The sequence below is a fragment of the Pedobacter duraquae genome, from assembly GCF_004362245.1.
GTDB classification, from domain to species: Bacteria; Bacteroidota; Bacteroidia; order Sphingobacteriales; family Sphingobacteriaceae; genus Pedobacter; species Pedobacter duraquae.
In genome coordinates, this window is the sequence record NZ_SNWM01000006.1 from 34,251 (window position 1) to 51,683 (window position 17,433).

At 43.8% G+C, this 17,433-nt stretch carries 15 protein-coding genes and 1 riboswitch; of the genes, 5 read left to right on the forward strand and 10 right to left on the reverse strand.

Going from position 1 to position 17,433, the window contains the following annotated elements; all coding sequences use genetic code 11:
* The first annotated feature begins 47 nt into the window (after window positions 1-47).
* Both greA and CLV32_RS19940 read left to right on the forward strand, forming a co-directional pair.
* Entirely contained in the window at window positions 48-521 is a 474-nt protein-coding gene (greA, locus tag CLV32_RS19935) for a transcription elongation factor GreA (protein WP_133558728.1), read from the forward strand.
* 4 nt (window positions 522-525) lie between these two features.
* Window positions 526-918: an HIT family protein gene (locus CLV32_RS19940; RefSeq protein WP_133558729.1), complete on the forward strand. Its 393-nt coding sequence runs from the start codon at window positions 526-528 to the stop codon at window positions 916-918.
* Between the two features lie 40 nt (window positions 919-958).
* On the opposite strand, the gene CLV32_RS19945 is transcribed toward CLV32_RS19940, so the two are convergent.
* From CLV32_RS19945 to rsgA, 3 genes are read right to left on the reverse strand one after another with little or no spacing between them, the layout of a single operon-like run.
* Window positions 959-1,288 (reverse strand): nucleotide pyrophosphohydrolase, encoded by a 330-nt coding sequence (locus CLV32_RS19945; protein WP_133558730.1) that lies wholly within the window; start codon window positions 1,286-1,288, stop codon window positions 959-961.
* Window positions 1,288-1,740 carry a D-aminoacyl-tRNA deacylase gene (gene dtd, locus CLV32_RS19950; RefSeq protein WP_133558731.1) on the reverse strand — a complete coding sequence of 151 codons (453 nt, stop codon included), beginning with the start codon at window positions 1,738-1,740 and terminating at the stop codon, window positions 1,288-1,290. Before dtd ends, CLV32_RS19945 begins: the two co-directional genes overlap by 1 nt.
* Before the next feature lie 15 nt (window positions 1,741-1,755).
* Entirely contained in the window at window positions 1,756-2,676 is a 921-nt protein-coding gene (gene rsgA, locus CLV32_RS19955; protein ID WP_133558732.1) for a ribosome small subunit-dependent GTPase A, read from the reverse strand.
* Between the two features lie 256 nt (window positions 2,677-2,932).
* On the opposite strand from rsgA, the gene thrA reads away from it, so the two are divergent.
* The 3 genes from thrA to thrC are packed head-to-tail and all read left to right on the forward strand — an operon-like array spanning window position 2,933 to window position 7,640.
* Window positions 2,933-5,380 carry a bifunctional aspartate kinase/homoserine dehydrogenase I gene (thrA, locus tag CLV32_RS19960; RefSeq protein ID WP_133558733.1) on the forward strand — a complete coding sequence of 816 codons (2,448 nt, stop codon included), beginning with the start codon at window positions 2,933-2,935 and terminating at the stop codon, window positions 5,378-5,380.
* Window positions 5,380-6,312, forward strand: coding sequence for a homoserine kinase (locus CLV32_RS19965; protein ID WP_133558734.1), 933 nt, complete (start codon window positions 5,380-5,382; stop codon window positions 6,310-6,312). The genes thrA and CLV32_RS19965 overlap by 1 nt, the downstream gene beginning before the upstream one ends.
* Window positions 6,313-6,329: 17 nt before the next feature.
* Window positions 6,330-7,640, forward strand: a complete 1,311-nt coding sequence (gene thrC / locus CLV32_RS19970) for a threonine synthase (RefSeq protein ID WP_133558735.1) — start codon at window positions 6,330-6,332, stop codon at window positions 7,638-7,640.
* Here thrC and dinB read toward each other — a convergent pair.
* The 7 genes from dinB to CLV32_RS20005 all read right to left on the reverse strand — a co-directional run bounded on the left by dinB (window position 7,637) and on the right by CLV32_RS20005 (window position 17,431).
* Window positions 7,637-8,746, reverse strand: coding sequence for a DNA polymerase IV (gene dinB / locus CLV32_RS19975; RefSeq protein ID WP_133558736.1), 1,110 nt, complete (start codon window positions 8,744-8,746; stop codon window positions 7,637-7,639). The genes thrC and dinB overlap by 4 nt on opposite strands.
* Window positions 8,747-8,750: 4 nt before the next feature.
* Window positions 8,751-9,707, reverse strand: coding sequence for a methylenetetrahydrofolate reductase (locus tag CLV32_RS19980; RefSeq protein ID WP_133558737.1), 957 nt, complete (start codon window positions 9,705-9,707; stop codon window positions 8,751-8,753).
* 34 nt (window positions 9,708-9,741) lie between these two features.
* Window positions 9,742-13,401 carry a methionine synthase gene (gene metH / locus CLV32_RS19985; RefSeq protein ID WP_133558738.1) on the reverse strand — a complete coding sequence of 1,220 codons (3,660 nt, stop codon included), beginning with the start codon at window positions 13,399-13,401 and terminating at the stop codon, window positions 9,742-9,744.
* A gap of 97 nt (window positions 13,402-13,498) precedes the next feature.
* A riboswitch (SAM riboswitch) is annotated at window positions 13,499-13,598 on the reverse strand.
* A 168-nt stretch (window positions 13,599-13,766) separates the two neighbouring features.
* Window positions 13,767-14,063, reverse strand: coding sequence for a hypothetical protein (locus tag CLV32_RS19990; protein ID WP_133558739.1), 297 nt, complete (start codon window positions 14,061-14,063; stop codon window positions 13,767-13,769).
* A 181-nt stretch (window positions 14,064-14,244) separates the two neighbouring features.
* A complete protein-coding gene (locus CLV32_RS19995; RefSeq protein WP_166641992.1) occupies window positions 14,245-15,975 on the reverse strand; it encodes a MutS-related protein in 1,731 nt (576 codons plus the stop codon).
* A 72-nt stretch (window positions 15,976-16,047) separates the two neighbouring features.
* On the reverse strand, window positions 16,048-16,812 hold the full coding sequence (locus CLV32_RS20000) for a Bax inhibitor-1/YccA family protein (protein WP_133558741.1): 765 nt from the start codon (window positions 16,810-16,812) through the stop codon (window positions 16,048-16,050).
* Between the two features lie 49 nt (window positions 16,813-16,861).
* A complete protein-coding gene (locus CLV32_RS20005) occupies window positions 16,862-17,431 on the reverse strand; it encodes a hypothetical protein (protein WP_133558742.1) in 570 nt (189 codons plus the stop codon).
* Window positions 17,432-17,433: the final 2 nt, after the last annotated feature.

Consider the following 17,433-nt stretch of genomic DNA (forward strand, 5'->3'; position numbering starts at 1 on the left):
CGATGTAGTCTTGTTTGTTTTTTAGAGGTTGACATAAAATAAAAGCTATGACAGAAGTTACTTATTATACCCAGGAGGGACTAGATAAACTGAAGCAGGAATTACAACAAATGAAGACTTCCGGCAGGCAGATGATATCCAAGCAAATTGCTGAAGCCAGGGATAAGGGCGATCTTTCTGAGAATGCAGAATATGATGCAGCGAAAGAAGCTCAAGGCTTACATGAGGCTAAAATTGCCAAGCTGGAGACTACCTTATCTACGGCAAGATTAATTGATGAATCTAAGCTGGACCTGACAAAGGTGTTGGCTTTATCAATAGTGAAAATAAAAAATACAAGCAACGGCGCAAGCATGACCTACCAGTTGGTTGCCGAGTCTGAGGCCGACTTGAAAACAGGTAAGATCTCTGTAAAATCACCTATAGCACAAGGTTTACTAGGTAAATCTGTAGGAGACAGCATTGAAATTCAGGTTCCTGCTGGGAAAGTAAAATTTGAGATATTGGAAATCAGCAGATAAGCATATGGCAAGCATATTCTCAAAAATTGTAGCCGGTGAAATTCCTGCACACATCGTGGCCGAAACCACAGAGTTTCTTGCATTTCTAGACGTAAGTCCATTAACGACCGGACATGTGCTGGTGATACCGAAAAAGGAAATCGACTATATCTTTGATATGGATGAGGAAAGTTATTTCGGATTAACATTATTTGCAAAAATTGTAGCAACAGGACTTAAAAAGGCCGTGCCTTGCATTAAGGTTGGTGTTGCCGTGATCGGTTTGGAAGTACCTCATGTACATATCCACCTGATTCCGATGAATACTGTTTCGGATATGAATTTTAGTAAGCCGAAGCTGAGTCCTACTCAGGAAGAATTGGCAGAAACTGCAGCTCAGATTAAAGCACAGTTATAATTAGCTTATTTAAAGGGCAGCAGATTTATCTGCTGCTTTTTTATTGCTGCAACTTTGGGTTATTTTTATGCCTGTCGGCATCCCTGATACTTTTCTTATCCAGGTTTTTCTCCAATGCGGCAGTAAGATCTATACCTGTCTGATTTGCCAGGCAGATCAGCACAAACAACACATCGGCCATTTCCTCGCCAAGATCTACCTGCTCATCACTCTTTTTAAAAGACTGCTCGCCGTATTTTCTAGACATGATGCGTGCCACTTCCCCAACCTCTTCCATTAAAATGGCTGTATTGGTAAGCTCGTTGAAATAGCGTACCCCTGTGGTGGTTATCCATTTATCGACAAGCTCCTGTGCGTCCTTAATTGTCATTATTCTTTGTTTTTGGTGTCTATACTAATGGTAACGGGTCCATCGTTCAGCAAACGGATTTTCATGTCTGCACCGAAAATGCCGGTAGCGATCTCTTTTTCCAATATAGCAGAGAGTTTAGCAATCATGGCCTCATATAACGGAATTGCTTTTTCAGGTCTGGCTGCTCTGGTAAAACCTGGCCGGTTTCCTTTTTTTGTTGCTGCAAACAAGGTGAATTGGCTGATCAGCAGGATATCGCCGTCGATATCTGCCAATCCTTTGTTCATGAGCCCGGCTTCATCACTGAAAATGCGGATTCCAGCAATCTTTTGTGCCAACCAATCCAGGTCTTCCTGCTCGTCGGCATCTTCGATGCCAAGAAGTACAAGTAACCCCTGCTCAATGGCACCTGTAACGATACCATCTACTGTGCAGCTGGCTTCTGTTACTCTTTGTAATATTGCTCTCATTTATAGTATATCTGCTTAAGCCCGGGTTTCATTTCCGTGGTAAATACTCAGGTAGCTTTCGTACCTGCTTAACTCGATCTCTCCATCATTAACTGCTACCAGTACTGCACAACCGGGTTCGTTAATGTGCCGGCAATTGTGGAATTTACAGGCATGCATCAGATCCCGGATCTCCCGGAAATAATGGCCGAGTTCTTCGGGGCGGATATCATAGATGCCTAACTCCCTGATGCCCGGCGTATCTATCAGGTAGCCACCAAAGGGCAGCGTATGCATCTCGGCAAATGTTGTGGTGTGTTGTCCTTTATCACTCCATTCTGATACAATACCAGTTTTTATGGTTCTGCCAGGCAATAACGCATTGATCAATGATGATTTGCCGACGCCAGAGTGGCCAGAAAATAATGTGGTTTTATCTTTCAGCAGATCCTGTACCTGCTCCAGATTGGTTCCTTCAATAGCTGATACTTCGTAGCAGGGATAACCTATGTTTTCATAGATGGCTTTGTATTCTGCGAGAATCTCCAGTCCTTCTTCATGGAAAAGATCCAGCTTATTGAAAATCAGTGTCGCCGGAATACTGTAGGCTTCAGCAGTCGCCAGAAAGCGGTCAATAAATCCGAGCGACGTTCTTGGTGATGCCAGTGTAACCACCAGAAAGGCCTGATCCATGTTGGCGGCAATGATCTGCGCCTGTTTAGACAGGTTGATAGATTTACGGATGATGTAGTTCTTCCTGTCGTGAAGTTTAAAGATAACCCCATTGTTAGAGTTTGGCTCCAACTCGAATTCCACCTGGTCGCCCACGGCAATGGGGTTAGTAGTCTGAATGCCCGTTATTCTAAATTTACCCTTGATTCTGCAATCATAGTCCTGGCCATCCGATGCGTGCACCTGATACCAGCTCCCCGTTGATTTAATCACTAATCCCTGCATATAGGGGATAAAGGTAAGGGAATTAAATTTTTATATTCATTTGCTATTTCAAAAAATATAGCTTTACTTTATGGCAGAGCACAGATAGTGTAAAAAATACAATGTTAAACCAAACTACAATTACATCGATTATTATTACCACCACCGGGAAATTTCGGAGGCAGGTGAGCTAATGGGTAATTGACAAGATAAACAAACCATAAAAAAGCGCCTTCCTCCACACAGAGGAAGGCGCTTTTTTTTTAACCTTAAAACTATGCAGATTTTAAAATTTGGAGGAACATCAGTAGGAACCGCAGAAAGCATCAAAGCGCTGATTGAAATCCTCCAGTCTACACCAGAAGCAGAAAAGTCCGTTGTGGTACTATCTGCAATGAGCGGGGTAACCAACCTGCTTCTGGAGATGGCAGAAAAAGCTTATGCCGGATTGGGATACGCCGATGATTTGAAAGCAATGGAAGAGCGGCACTTTGGCATTATCAAAACATTGTTGCCCGCTGCGGCACAAAATCCGGTATTTACCAGACTCAGGATTTATTTTAACGAGTTGGAAGATGTGCTTCAGTCGGTATCGAATCTTAAAGAGCTGAGCTTACAAACAAAAGATCTGGTACTGAGTTATGGCGAGCGTTGCTCTACCTTTATGATTAGCCACATTGCCCGGCAGTATTTCCCCGACGTGCTTTGCGTTGAGGGCTCGGAGCTGATTAAGACTGATAGTAACTTTGGACAAGCCAAGGTTAATATACCACTCACTGAAATGTTGATCCGTGATTTTAGAGCTGCCAATTCAGAGAAATTTCTTTTCGTAACTGGGTTTATTGCCAGCAACGAATTGGGTAGAATTACCACTTTAGGCAGGGGCGGGAGTGATTACACCGCGGCTATCTGGGCAGCAGCACTTGATGCTACGGCTATACAAATCTGGACCGATGTAGATGGTATGTTAACCGCTGATCCTAGAATTGTTGAGAAGGCATTTTCATTACCCGAACTCAGTTATACCGAGGCGATGGAGCTTTCTTATTTTGGTGCCAAGGTAATCTATCCGCCTACAATGATCCCTGCTTTTCTGAAGAAGATACCTATTGTTATCCGCAATACTTTTAATACCGCATTTCAAGGGACTTATATCAGACATGATGTTGGTGCCTCAGAGTTGCCTATTAAAGGAATTTCTTCCATCAATGAAATCAGTATCCTGAACCTTTCAGGAAGCGGTATGGTAGGGAAGGCCGGATTTAGTGGGCGCCTGTTTTCCATGCTTTCCAGGGAGCAGATCAATGTAGTGCTCATCACCCAATCATCTTCAGAGCACAGTATCACCTTTGCTGTAAAACCGGCAGATGCAATCCAGGCGCTCAACCTGATCAGCAAGGAGTTTGAGTTGGAGCTGCAAACTAAAAAGCTCGAGTATCCGGAAGTAGAGAATGGGTTGTCGGTACTGGCGATTGTTGGCGAAAACATGAAACGTACTCCTGGAATGTCGGCAAGGCTGTTTAATGCTTTAGGTAGAAATGGGGTTAATGTACGCGCTATTGCCCAAGGTTCATCAGAATACAACATCTCTGTTATCATCTCTAAAGCAGACCTTTCCAAAGCTGTTAATGCTGTTCATGATGCCTTTTACTCTCAACTTAAAAAGACGTTGCACGTATTTTGTCTGGGAACAGGGAACATTGGTAAAACCCTTTTTAGTCAGTTACAATATCAGATGCCATTTTTGGCAACTACTAATGACCTGGAGGTTAAAGTGATGGGAATTAGTAACTCCCGTCAAATGTATTTTTCAGAGAGCGGCCTGGATCTTTCGCAATGGGAAGAAAAACTTGCAAATGAGTCCCTCCCAGCCGACCTGGACTTATTTGTCCAGCAAATGAAGGCTATGAATTTGCCGAACTGTGTATTTGTAGATAATACGGCAAGTCCAAACCCGGTAGAATATTACGAGGACATACTAAAAGCCAGTATTTCTGTAGTAACCTGCAACAAAATTGGAAACTCAGGGCCGTATAGTCGCTATGCAGCATTTAAAAAAGCGGCTAGAACTTTTGGTGTCGACTTCTACTACGAAACCAATGTAGGTGCCGGATTGCCGATTATCAGAACCTTGAAAGACCTGATGTTGAGCGGCGATAAAGTTGCACGCATAGAAGCCATATTATCAGGAACGATCTCTTATATCTTTAACAATTTTAAGGGCGACCGCCTGTTCCATGAGATCGTTAAGGAAGCACAGGATAAAGGATATACAGAACCGGATCCGCGTGACGACTTAAATGGAAAAGATTTTATGCGTAAGATGCTGATCCTTGCCCGCGATGCTGGGTATGCATTGGAAGAAGCCGATGTTGACATCGAAAGTATGTTACCTGCGGCATGTCTGGCGGCAGAAACTGTGCCTGATTTTTATGCCGAGCTTGAAAAGAATAAGGCCTACTTCGAAGAGCTTAAACAGCGGGCAGAAAGTTCGGGGAAAGTTCTGCGGTATATTGGTAAACTTGAGTCTGGAAAGGTGGTGATAACACTGCAAATGGTTGACGACAGTCATCCGTTCTTCATGCTTTCGGGTAGTGATAATATCATTTCCTTTACCACAGACAGGTATAAGGATCGTCCGTTGGTGATCAAAGGCCCTGGTGCGGGCGCCGAAGTAACCGCTGCGGGCGTTTTTGCGGATCTAATTAACGTAGGGAAGAAATAATGAAATCAGTTCAAGTTTTTGCCCCGGCAACGGTGGCCAACGTAGTATGCGGATATGATATCCTTGGTTTTGCAGTAGATGCGCCGGGTGATGAGGTAACTATGCGGTTAACAAGCACACCTGGAATCCGTATTTCTAAAATTACCGGAGATGATGGACGGCTGCCGCTCGATCCTGCAAAAAATACAGTGAGCGCCAGTGTCCAGCATTACCTGAATGCTTTAGGCCAGCCAAGTCTTGGTATCGATATCGAGCTACATAAAAAAATGCCTATAGGCAGTGGATTGGGTTCCAGTTCTGCGAGTACGGTTGCAGGTCTTTTTGCGATTAATACTTTGCTGGATAATCCGCTAACGACGATGGATCTGGTCCCCTTTGCCATGAAGGGCGAGGAGTTGGCCTGTGGCCATGGGCATGCAGACAATGTAGCTCCGGCATTATTGGGTGGTTTCGTTCTAATCAGAAGTTACGAACCCCTTGACATCATTAAGCTTCCTTTTCCAGAAGACATGTGTGTGGCCATTGTGTACCCGGAAGTAGACGTGCCTACGCGTGATGCAAGGCAAATTATCCGTTCCAAAGTGCAGCTTAAAGACGCAGTAACCCAATGGGGTAATGTGGCGGGACTTGTTAGCGGATTGTTTATGAAAGACTATGCACTTATTGGTCGCAGTATGGTCGACGTGCTTGTTGAACCTGCGCGATCTATTCTCATACCAGACTTCTACCAGCTGCGCGAACTGGCATTAGCGCAAGGTGGCATAGGATTTGGGATTTCCGGTTCAGGGCCATCTGTCTTTGCGCTTACCAAAGATCCGGAAACGGCAAAAAGGATCACAAATACATTGCAACAACACCTTCAAAAAATTGGAATCAGAAGCTTGTCTTTCGTTTCCTCAGTTAATCAACAGGGGCCGGTCGTTATCGGTTAACGCTCAATATAGCAAACATGGAATTATACAGCACAAACAACCCCAGTCTAAAGGTAGATTTTCCTACGGCTGTTTTCAATAGTATGCCTCAGGATAAGGGGCTTTATATGCCTCAGGAGATCCCGGTTCTTGACCCGGAATTTATAGCTCAAATCGGCGACCGAACCTTTTCGGAAATCGCCCTGAAAGTAGCTTCAGCATTGATCGGTGATGCTATTCCTACGCCTGATCTGAAAGCTATAATAGCGGAAACATTAAGTTTTGATGCTCCGGTAAAAGAGCTGGATGCAGAAACTTATGTTCTTGAACTTTTTCATGGCCCGTCCTTGGCCTTTAAAGATTTTGGCGCGCGCTTTATGAGTCGTGTTATGGGTTACTTCCTGCGCGAAAATGAAAAAATGCTTGATGTGCTCGTAGCTACATCAGGTGATACCGGCGGGGCAGTGGCACTAGGCTTTTTAGGTGTTCCCAATACGCGCGTAACGATTTTATATCCCGAGGGAAAAGTGAGCGAGATCCAGGAATTGCAGTTATGTACCAATGGAAATAACATTCAGGCGATCTCGGTAAATGGCACATTTGACGATTGCCAGGCATTGGTTAAACAGGCCTTTGCCGATCAGGATCTGGCAGATAAGTTGAGATTAACTTCAGCCAATTCTATCAATATAGCAAGGCTGATCCCACAAACATTCTATTACTTCAACGCCTATGCGCAACTTGCCCGGGAAGGTAAAACAAAAGTGGTTTTTGCTGTACCGAGTGGCAACTTCGGTAATATTGCTGCCGGATTAATTGCCTATAAAATGGGATTGCCGGTGCAACAGTTTATCGCTGCCACCAATGCCAATGATACTGTGCCGCGTTTTCTGGAAAACGGCATTTACGAAACCCGTGCCTCTGTACAAACCTATTCTAATGCGATGGATGTTGGCGCGCCAAGCAACTGGGTACGCATTATGGATTTATTTAAAGGAGATGTCGCAGCATTGAAAAAAGTGGTAAGTTCCTCATCTTATACAGATGTGGAAACGCAGGAAGCGATAAAGGAAATTTACGATACCTATAGTTATGTGGCCTGCCCACATACAGCGATAGCATATCGCGCTTTGAAAAATTATCTAGCTGAACAACCAGACCATGAACTGACAGGTGTGTTCCTGTCTACAGCACACCCTTGCAAATTTCCGGATGTATTCCCCAATGATGTTGCTGCGGCGATAGCAATACCTGAGCAGGTTAATGAACTGCGGGCAAGAACAAGTGCCGCACAGAAGATGGATCCTGTTTTTGCAGACTTCAAAACGTATTTGCAGGAATTGAATTAATTGAAGAGTCTCAGCTGACCGCTGATTTCCTTGACTGCGCCCTGCTGGTTGTCTCCAAAATTGGAAAGTGAGATACCCAGCAGGCGTATTTTTTTTGTCGTGTCTGTAGCTTCCAGCAGCGCTTTCGCTGTTTGCTGTATGGTTACAAGATCATCAATACCAATCGCGAATGATTGGTTTCGGGTAATCTGCTTAAAATCGTGATATTTTATTTTTAAGGTCAGCGTTCGTCCTTTCAATTGGTAGCGCTGCAGCCTTGTTACCACCTTTTCAGCAATCTTATCCAGCTCCTCATGCATCTCGTCCAACTCAGAGAGGTCTGAGCCAAAAGTATCCTCAGCACCCATAGATTTTGTTTCCCGATGCGGTTGCACGGCACGGTTGTCTATGCCCCGTACAATATGATAGTAAAACCGGCCTGTTTTACCGAAGTGGCGCGTTAACTCGTGTTCAGTAAGCTTTTTTAAATCTGCGCCAGTATGCAGACCCATACCTTTCATCTTTTGCGCAGTCACTTTCCCCACACCAAAGAACTTTTCTACGGGCAATTTTTCCATAAAATTCTCGATAGAGGAGGGGCCGATAAAAGTAAGTCCATCGGGCTTATTCATGTCTGATGCAATTTTGGCAACAAATTTATTAATAGAAACACCTGCCGAAGCGGTGAGGCGTAGTTCGTCTTTAATCGCCTGCTTAATCTGTTTGGCAATCTCCATTGCCGATCCGATCCCTAACTTATCTTCAGTAACATCCAGAAAAGCTTCATCAAGTGAAAGCGGTTCTATCAGATCGGTATATCTGGCAAAGATGGCGCGAATACCCTGCGACACCTCCTTGTAGGCCGCAAAGCGAGGAAATACAAAGATAGCTTCCGGACAAAGTTTTACCGCCTGTTTAGAAGGCATAGCCGAGCGGATTCCAAATTTGCGGGCTTCGTAGCTTGCTGTGGCCACCACGCCACCGCGCCCTTCAGGGCCGCCGCCTACCACCAGTGGCTTGCCACGGTATTCAGGATGGTCGCGCTGTTCTACAGAAGCATAGAAAGCATCCATATCGATATGGATAATTTTCCGATGAGGAGGTCTTTCAATGTCTTCTGCCGACATGTTGTTAAAAAATAGCCTGGGCGATTTTCTTGGTGGGCCCAGATTTTCCCATAGTATAAAAATGCAGCACTGGCGCACCCAGCGCTTTCAATTGTTTACATTGCTCAATCATCCATTCAATACCCACCTCACGCACGTCAGCTTCCGAAGAGCAGGCAGTAATTGCTTCGCTCAGTTCCATCGGGATATCCAGATGAAAGGTTTTAGGCAAGCTGATCAGCTGCTTGCTGCTGGTAATTGGTTTTAATCCAGGAATAACCGGAACGTTGATGCCATTTTCCCTGCATTTCTCTACAAAAGTCTTATAGGCATTGACATCAAAAAACATCTGTGTCACGATAAACTCTGCACCAAGATCAACTTTATGTTTTAGGTATTTGAAATCCGTCTGCAGGTTTGGCGCCTCGAAATGTTTTTCAGGGTATCCGGCAATACCGATACAGAAATCTGTTTTCTCAGAGTTGTCAATGTGTTCATGCAGGTATTTGCCATTATTCATATCTACAACATGCTGCAGCAACTCCGAAGCGTAAGCATGGCCATCTGGAGTAGGTATAAAAGATGCATCACTTCTGCGGGCATCACCACGCAAAACCAGGACATTGTCTATCCCCAGAAACTGCAAGTCTATTAAAGCATTTTCTGTTTCATCCTTGGTAAAACCTCCACAAATCAGGTGTGGCACAGCATCTACCTTGTACTTATTCATAATAGCTGCGCAGGTAGCTACTGTACTTGGGCGCTTACGGTAAGATACCTTTTCCAGCAAACCACTGGCATGTTGTTTATAAATATAGTCCTCTCTTAAATATGTCACATCGATAAATGGCGGATTAAATTCCATCAGGGGGTCTATGGCATCAAAGATGCCCTGAATACCCTGGCCTTTCATCGGCGGAAGCAGCTCAAAAGAAAAGAGCGTTTTGCCCTGTGCATTTTTAATGTGGTCGGTAATCTTCATGTAGTGTAAATAGTGGCGTTAGGTTTAGGTTGATTTAGTAGGCTAAGTTAGGACTCAGCCAGCGTTCTGTATCTTCTATTGACATATTTTTTCGCTGTGCATAATCTTCGACCTGGTCTTTGGTTATTTTATTCAGTCCGAAATACCTTGATTGTGGGTGGGCGAAATAAAACCCACTTACAGCAGCCGTAGGATACATGGCGAAGCTCTCTGTTAGCTTAAGGCCAATTTTATTTTCGGCATCAAGCAGGTTAAATAACGTTTCTTTTTCTGTATGATCCGGGCAGGCAGGGTACCCCGGCGCAGGTCTGATACCGGCATACTGCTCTTTAATGAGCTCCTGATTTGTCAGTTCCTCATCTTTAGCATAGCCCCAATACTCTTTCCTTACCAACTCGTGCATGCGTTCGGCAAAGGCCTCAGCAAGTCTGTCGGCCAAAGCCTTTGCCATGATGCTGTTATAGTCATCATAGTTTCTTTCAAACTCTTCAACCATTTCATCCACACCGATACCGGTAGTTAAAGCAAAGCCACCAAAGTAATCCTTTTTGCCGCTTTCTTGTGGAGCAACAAAGTCGGACAGCGCATAATATGGGTCGCCATCAATTTTTTCAGCCTGCTGGCGGAGTGTGTGGATAGTTACTTGTTTTCCTTCTGCCTCAAGTACAATATCATCACCTACCGCATTTGCCGGCCAGAAGCCGATCACTGCTTTTGCTGTCAGCAGCTTTTCATCTACAATCTTTTTCAGTAAAGCCTGGGCATCATCAAATAATTTCTTTGCCTCATCACCCACATTCTTATCGGCAAATATCTTTGGATAAGATCCTTTAAGCTCCCAGGTGTGGAAAAAAGGTGTCCAGTCAATATAAGGCACAAGCACATCTAATGGATAATCTTCAAATATACGGGTGCCTGTAAACACCGGTTCGGGCGCTATCAGATCAAGGTCAATCTGGAACTTATCTGCCCTGGCTTCTTCAATGCTTTTAAAGCGTTTGTCAGAACGTTTGTTGAGATGCGCTTCGCGCGCTTTATCATATTCAGCACGGATGCCTGCTATATAAGCTCCGCGAGCATCATCATTCATCAGGGTGCTGCATACCGTAACGCTTCTGGAAGCATCAAGAACATGGATGGCAGGTCCGGAATAGTTAGGGGCAACTTTTACCGCCGCATGGATCCTGGAAGTAGTAGCACCGCCAATGATCAACGGAATTGTAAAGCCCTCGCGCTCCATCTCCTTTGCAAAATGCACCATTTCATCGAGAGACGGCGTAATCAGACCACTCAGTCCAATAATATCTGCATTAATTTCTTTTGCTTTTTTTATGATTTCCTGTGCGGGAACCATCACCCCCATATCTACGATCTCGAAGTTATTACAGGCCAATACCACACCAACAATGTTTTTGCCAATATCATGCACATCGCCTTTCACGGTTGCCATCAGGATTTTCCCTGCTGATGAGCTTGCTTTTCCATCCGGATTATCCAGTTTTTCCTGTTCGATAAACGGAAGGAGGTAGGCCACAGCCTTTTTCATTACCCGCGCAGACTTTACCACCTGCGGCAGGAACATTTTTCCAGCACCGAAGAGATCACCAACGATGTTCATGCCATCCATCAGTGGGCCTTCAATTACATGGATTGGTTTAGGGTATTTCTGACGAGCCTCTTCCACGTCGTCATCCAGATACTCAATAATTCCTTTTACCAGGGAGTGCGACAAACGTTCCTCAACAGGGCCTTTGCGCCATTCCTCATCGCGAACAATCTCTTTGCCTTTGCTTTTGATCGTTTCAGCAAATTCTACCAGACGCTCTGTAGCATCATCGCGGCGGTTTAGCAACACGTCTTCTACCATGATCAGCAGTTCTGGAGGGATCTCCTGATACACTTCAAGCATTCCGGCATTTACAATACCCATATCAAGACCAGCTTGAATAGCATGGTAGAGAAATGCGGAGTGCATGGCTTCCCTAACCGTATTATTTCCACGGAAAGAGAAGGAAATATTGGAAACACCACCACTCACTTTTGCGTACGGCAGGTTTTCCTTAATCCAGCGGGTCGCGTTGATAAAATCTACTGCATAGTTGTTGTGTTCTTCCAGGCCAGTGGCTACAGTCAGGATGTTCGGGTCAAAGATGATGTCTTCGGGAGAGAAGCCCACCTCGTTAACCAATATATCGTAAGATCTTTTGCAGATCTCTTTTCTACGTTCAAAATTATCCGCTTGTCCTTTTTCATCAAAGGCCATTACCACAACGGCAGCGCCATATAGCATTACTCTGGCAGCACTTTCCCTAAATTTTTCTTCTCCCTCTTTCAAGGAAATAGAGTTTACGATCCCTTTACCCTGAATACACTTTAATCCAGCCTCAATAACCGTCCATTTCGAGGAGTCGATCATAATAGGCAGTTTCGAGATATCAGGTTCAGAAGCAATCAGATTGAGAAATTTGGTCATTGCCGCTTCCGAGTCGAGCATCCCCTCATCCATATTCACATCTATCACCTGGGCGCCACCTTCAACCTGCTGACGGGCAACGGTAAGTGCGCCTTCATAATCACCACTTAGAATGAGTTTAGAGAATTTAGGTGATCCGGTGATATTTGTACGTTCGCCGATATTTACGAAGATGCTTTCGGGGGTTATTGTTACAGGCTCCAGTCCGCTTAACCTTAGGTAAGGCGCAACTTGAACTACAGTTCTTGGCCTGATATTTTTTGCCTTAGCGGCGATAGCGGCAATATGTTCTGGCGTGGTACCACAACAACCGCCAACAATATTTACAAAGCTATGCTCAATAAAATCTTGAACCAGCGTTGCTGTTTCCTGGGGCATCTCGTCGTATGCACCAAATTCGTTAGGTAGTCCGGCATTGGGATAAGCAGAAATATAGCAGCTTGCTTTAGCAGAAAGCTCTTCAATATGCGGACGCATTTCTTTGGCTCCCAAAGCACAGTTAAATCCAATGCTCAACGGCTTTGCGTGCAGTACTGAATTGAGAAAAGCTTCGGCAGTTTGTCCAGACAGCGTTCTGCCCGAGGCGTCGGTAATGGTGCCCGAAATCATGATCTCCAGCGTACGGCCTACAACTTTTTCATATTTTTTTATGGCAACAATAGCGGCCTTGGCGTTTAAGGTATCAAAAATTGTTTCGATCAATAAGACGTCAGATCCCCCGTCAACCAGTCCGCGGACCTGCTCAGTATAGGCGGCCTCAAGTTCATCGAAGTAAATGGCGCGGTAGCCTGGGTCATTTACATCTGGCGACATGGACAGTGTCCGGTTGGTAGGGCCAACGGCACCAGCTACAAAACACTTGCGATCGGGATTAGCAGCCATAAACTCTGTTACAGCTTCTTTGGCCACACGGGCACCTTGAAAACTCAGTTCATACGACAGATCTTCCATCTGGTAATCTGCCATTGAAATCCGCTGAGTGCTGAAGGTATTGGTCTCGATGATATCAGCACCTGCCTGAAGGTATTCCAGGTGAATAGCTTTGATAATATCAGGTCGGGTGATGTTCAGTAAATCGTTGTTGCCCTTAACGTCGCAAGGATGATCCTTAAACCGCGCGCCCCTAAAGTCTTCTTCAGACAGGGTGTAGCGCTGGATCATGGTTCCCATGGCACCGTCTATAATTAATATGCGTTTGTTTAGTTCTTCTCTGATGTTCATTAGTAATTGCTCTCCCCGAAAGAAAAATGCTGAATCTTTTTTCAGGCAAATCTTTCAGTAAAAGCTTATTCGAAAGTTCGAGGTAGTAGTGTCGAATCACTTATCTTTCAGGACAAATCCCGTAGAATGTAGCACCTTGTAAGCACAGGTTGCCAAGACTTCGCAGGGTCTAATCCCTCCATCTTTCTCTATAAGCACTGCAAAAATGCAACAAAGAAAAATCAATTCCAAAGAAACAGACGTTTAGGCCAATAATATTGCAATTTATTGGTGTTTTGAAGAGCTGTTCGGAATTTAATATGGCTGTATACGAAAAACGGGCATCTGTTAAATCAGATGCCCGTTATCAAAGGATTTTTCAATTACTAACTCGTAGCACTATCTATAGCGCGCTGATCTATCAGGGCGTCAACATTGTTCTTATCACCAAATTTATCGGTCTTCTCAGCAAAGTATTCCAGGATGCCAACGATGGTATCCAGGTTGTCTGCTAAACGCTGATGCATATCCGGCATATCTTTCTCTAATCTTTTATCACCAAGTTCAATATTATCGACTTCAATTTTACCAATTTTTTGAACTAGTGCCTGTTGAGAATGTTGTAAATCTTCCAATTCTCTAACAATCTTCTGCATTAATTCGAATTTCTTTAACGTATCCATATGTTTAGTTTTTACTATTAGAATTTATATGCTAACATGTAAGTACTACCAAATACTCTGCCACAATGTTTCAGATAGTTGTTTTTAAATGCAGTAATATACTTAAGGTTCTGTAGCTTTTCGGGTACAAAATTCGACGATGCGGATTTGCTTGAGCTGGTTTTGTATTGAGTTAATCTGGTTATTCCGTGTGCTTTAGGTTGTATTTTTGATTCAGTAGTTTGCTTGTTGCCATTGCTTCTTTTACCACATCTGCCGGATACCCGAGTGCCTGAAGGATGGCAATTCCGTTTTTATTTTTCAGAATGCCCGGTTTGATCAGATAATCGAACACTAAACGTTCTCTTAATGGCTCCGCAGGTTCTTCCAAATGTTCTTCTAAACGCTCTCCTAATTCTTCTTCAACTATTTTTTCTTCAAAGGAATACGTTGCATATTCATTGCCAAGGAGCTCAGCAAGCTCCAGATCATGGGTAGAAACAAAAGTGAAGTTCCGCGAAGCGGTCAAATAGGATAGTATCGCTTTGGCTGCGGCTACGCGTTCAATAGTATTTGTTCCTCTGAAAATCTCGTCAATAATGATCAGGCTGGGCATGCGCGATTCACTTTTCCTGAGAATGTTGAGCACAGATATCGCTTCAGATTGGAAATAGCTTTTATGTTCTTCCAGGTCGTCACTTAGCCGGATGCTAGTCAATATCTGGACAAAGGGGGCAGAATAGCTTTTCGTACAAGAGGTGAAAAGTGTCTGTGCTAAAATAGCATTAATAGCGACGGCTCTAATAAAGGTCGTTTTTCCCGACATATTTGATCCGGTGATCAATGTGCCCTGGTCAGCGGTCACAGTTAAGGAGTTGGCAACACATCCAGGAATTAAGGGATGGTAAAGGTCTGCCATTTTCATTTCACCGGAACTTGTAAATTCAGGCTTGCTGTAAAAAAGAAGGCTGGTTCTTAATGATACTACAGAGATAGCCATATCTATACCACCTACGTATACATATAGGTTTTCAATATCCTGTCTGCGCTCATTAAGCCGGTCTACCGATAATAAGAACATAGCCGGCTCAATCAGGAAAAAGATTTTCAACAGTTCAGTAAAGGCAAATGCAAGATCGTTGGGATCTGCCGCTGCGCGTTCCTGGAAGGAGATCATGCTTAGTGACTTGTTGAGCTTTGCCAGGCTATTGAGGCTACCATTGATATCAGCAGTGCTACCTGGAACAAGCGTATACAGTTTTTTCGAGATATTGATCAAGGCATGTAGTTGCGGAAGGGAGTGTACATATCCCGAGATCTTGCGCTTGTTGCCGTAGTGCAGATACAGGTTAAATAGTGTAAAGGCCAGCGTCAGGAAAAAGAAATACTGATTATGAAGTACAACAGTGAGGATTACTGCGGCGAGATTAAGCAGTGCAGCAAGTTTGATATAGACACGTAAAAATCCGTTATATAAGGCACGGTACTGCGTGGTAAAAAGTTCCTGTAGATAGTACGCATTTTTGCCCGATAACGCTAAAAGTTCCAGTTCAACAAGTCTGCGCAGCTTATCATCTGCTTCAAACCTTGAGCTTAACTCGTCTAACTCCAGCAAATCTTTAGTTGAGCCCTCCGGCATTCTGAGTTTTTGATACAGGTACTGCTGGCCGGGTTTGGAGTTGGTGCGGTCTATATATTCAAACAAATCTTCTAAATCCAGGTCTTCTACTATGGCATCGGTAAGTATATTATTTCCGGTATTGCAATAGTTGAAGTAGGATGCTATCAGCTTAAAGTTCCGTTCTGACTCCAACGGTTTGCCCCATTTATCAATGACTGACTGGAGTTTTTTTGTTCTGTTTTGACTACGACTGTACGCCGTCCAGGCAATAGCAGCACAAAGTATCAGGAGCAGAACTAGGAGGTAGACCATAATAATTGATTTGAAATTGAGGCAAAAAAAAGGCCATGCATATTGCATGGCCTCTGTATAAATTAAGGAAGCTTATCTTCTGTTTCCGAAAATTCTTAATAAGTAAATAAAGATGTTCAGGAAGTCGAGATACAAGGAAAGCGCCCCCATGATGGCCAATTTCTTAGTGTCAGCTGCAGCGATTGCAGAACCATTTTCTTCAATACCTTCACCAATACGTTTTAGCTTTTGAACGTCATATGCGGTCAGTGCCGTAAAGATTGCGATACCGATAAATGCCATAAACAAGCTGAAAGATTCACTTTGAATAAACATGTTTACCAAACTAGCTATAATCAGACCTACAACACCGATCATCAGGATCGGGCCAAATTTGCTTAGGTCAACATCTGTGGTGTATCCTAAGATTGCCATGATACCGAAAATTCCAGCGGCCGCGGCAAAGCAGCTCACTACAGAAGCAGCGGTGTAGGTAAGCAGAATGAAACTCAAACTTACGCCAGTTAACAGTGAATATAAAAGAAAGACACCTACCAATGCGTTGAAAGATAGTCTGCTTAGACCAGCACTCATCAAGAGCACAAGACCTAGCGGCGCAAACATGGCTACGTATCCCAGTATACTCATGCCGCGTGCATTACCTTCTGCATCAAATCTGATGAGGTACGACATAAACTCCGGAGTTGATGCCATAAAGTATGCTGCTAATGTCGAAAGCCCTAAAGCAATAAACATCCACAAGAAAACACTGGCAAAGAATTTCTTAGCTACTGTGCCTGTTTCTGGTTGCACAAAAACAGATTTTTGTGCCCAATCAAAATTATTGTTGTTATCCATTTGTGTTAAAATTTATATAAAGATAAATATAAGCTAGCTGATACAAAAGCTATGCCCCAAGTCTTTTTGTCAGAATTTCTTCAACTTTATTAAAGATTTGAAGGGGTTTAAGTGTTCTCCATGCCATTTCGTCAAGCAGGCCGCCAAAGTTAATATAGTAATCCAGGTTGTTGCTCCTAAATTCCTCAATCACATGTTCCGTAAAGTTGATACCTGAAATCCAGCCATCTTCCACATCCTGAAACCATTCTTCGTAATAAGAATCTTCCGAAGAGTGGAAGTTCAGTACATTTTCTCCAATCAGAATAAACTTATTGATCCCTTCATCGATCATCAGTTCCAGGATCTCCCGCTTCAACAACATGATATCATTATTGATGGCATCGTTCCATTCGCCAATCAGCTCAATAATGGTGTAGTTGAGCTCGTAATCTGTGTACAACACCTTAAGATAAAGGGTATTTGATCCAAAATCATCCCACTGTGGGTGGATCAGGAAGTTGTATAACTGTTTATCGAAATAAAACTCAGAATATTCCGTATTGAAAAAAGGGGAACGCTCATCTTCAGCGGCGATATAATCATCGCGCCATTGATAATACGGTTCTATTTCGTGCATGG

Excerpts from the sequence above, each read along its gene's own strand:
- CLV32_RS19965 (WP_133558734.1), top strand. The coding sequence starts at position 5,380 with ATGAAATCAGTTCAAGTTTTTGCCCCGGCAACGGTGGCCAACGTAGTA.
- thrC (WP_133558735.1), top strand. The coding sequence starts at position 6,330 with ATGGAATTATACAGCACAAACAACCCCAGTCTAAAGGTAGATTTTCCT.
- CLV32_RS20005 (WP_133558742.1), bottom strand. The coding sequence starts at position 17,431 with ATGCACGAAATAGAACCGTATTATCAATGGCGCGATGATTATATCGCC.
- rsgA (WP_133558732.1), bottom strand. The coding sequence starts at position 2,676 with ATGCAGGGATTAGTGATTAAATCAACGGGGAGCTGGTATCAGGTGCAC.
- CLV32_RS19995 (WP_166641992.1), bottom strand. The coding sequence starts at position 15,975 with ATGGTCTACCTCCTAGTTCTGCTCCTGATACTTTGTGCTGCTATTGCC.
- thrA (WP_133558733.1), top strand. The coding sequence starts at position 2,933 with ATGCAGATTTTAAAATTTGGAGGAACATCAGTAGGAACCGCAGAAAGC.
- dinB (WP_133558736.1), bottom strand. The coding sequence starts at position 8,746 with ATGTCGGCAGAAGACATTGAAAGACCTCCTCATCGGAAAATTATCCAT.
- greA (WP_133558728.1), top strand. The coding sequence starts at position 48 with ATGACAGAAGTTACTTATTATACCCAGGAGGGACTAGATAAACTGAAG.
- CLV32_RS19990 (WP_133558739.1), bottom strand. The coding sequence starts at position 14,063 with ATGGATACGTTAAAGAAATTCGAATTAATGCAGAAGATTGTTAGAGAA.
- metH (WP_133558738.1), bottom strand. The coding sequence starts at position 13,401 with ATGAACATCAGAGAAGAACTAAACAAACGCATATTAATTATAGACGGT.
- CLV32_RS19940 (WP_133558729.1), top strand. The coding sequence starts at position 526 with ATGGCAAGCATATTCTCAAAAATTGTAGCCGGTGAAATTCCTGCACAC.
- CLV32_RS19945 (WP_133558730.1), bottom strand. The coding sequence starts at position 1,288 with ATGACAATTAAGGACGCACAGGAGCTTGTCGATAAATGGATAACCACC.
- CLV32_RS20000 (WP_133558741.1), bottom strand. The coding sequence starts at position 16,812 with ATGGATAACAACAATAATTTTGATTGGGCACAAAAATCTGTTTTTGTG.
- dtd (WP_133558731.1), bottom strand. The coding sequence starts at position 1,740 with ATGAGAGCAATATTACAAAGAGTAACAGAAGCCAGCTGCACAGTAGAT.
- CLV32_RS19980 (WP_133558737.1), bottom strand. The coding sequence starts at position 9,707 with ATGAAGATTACCGACCACATTAAAAATGCACAGGGCAAAACGCTCTTT.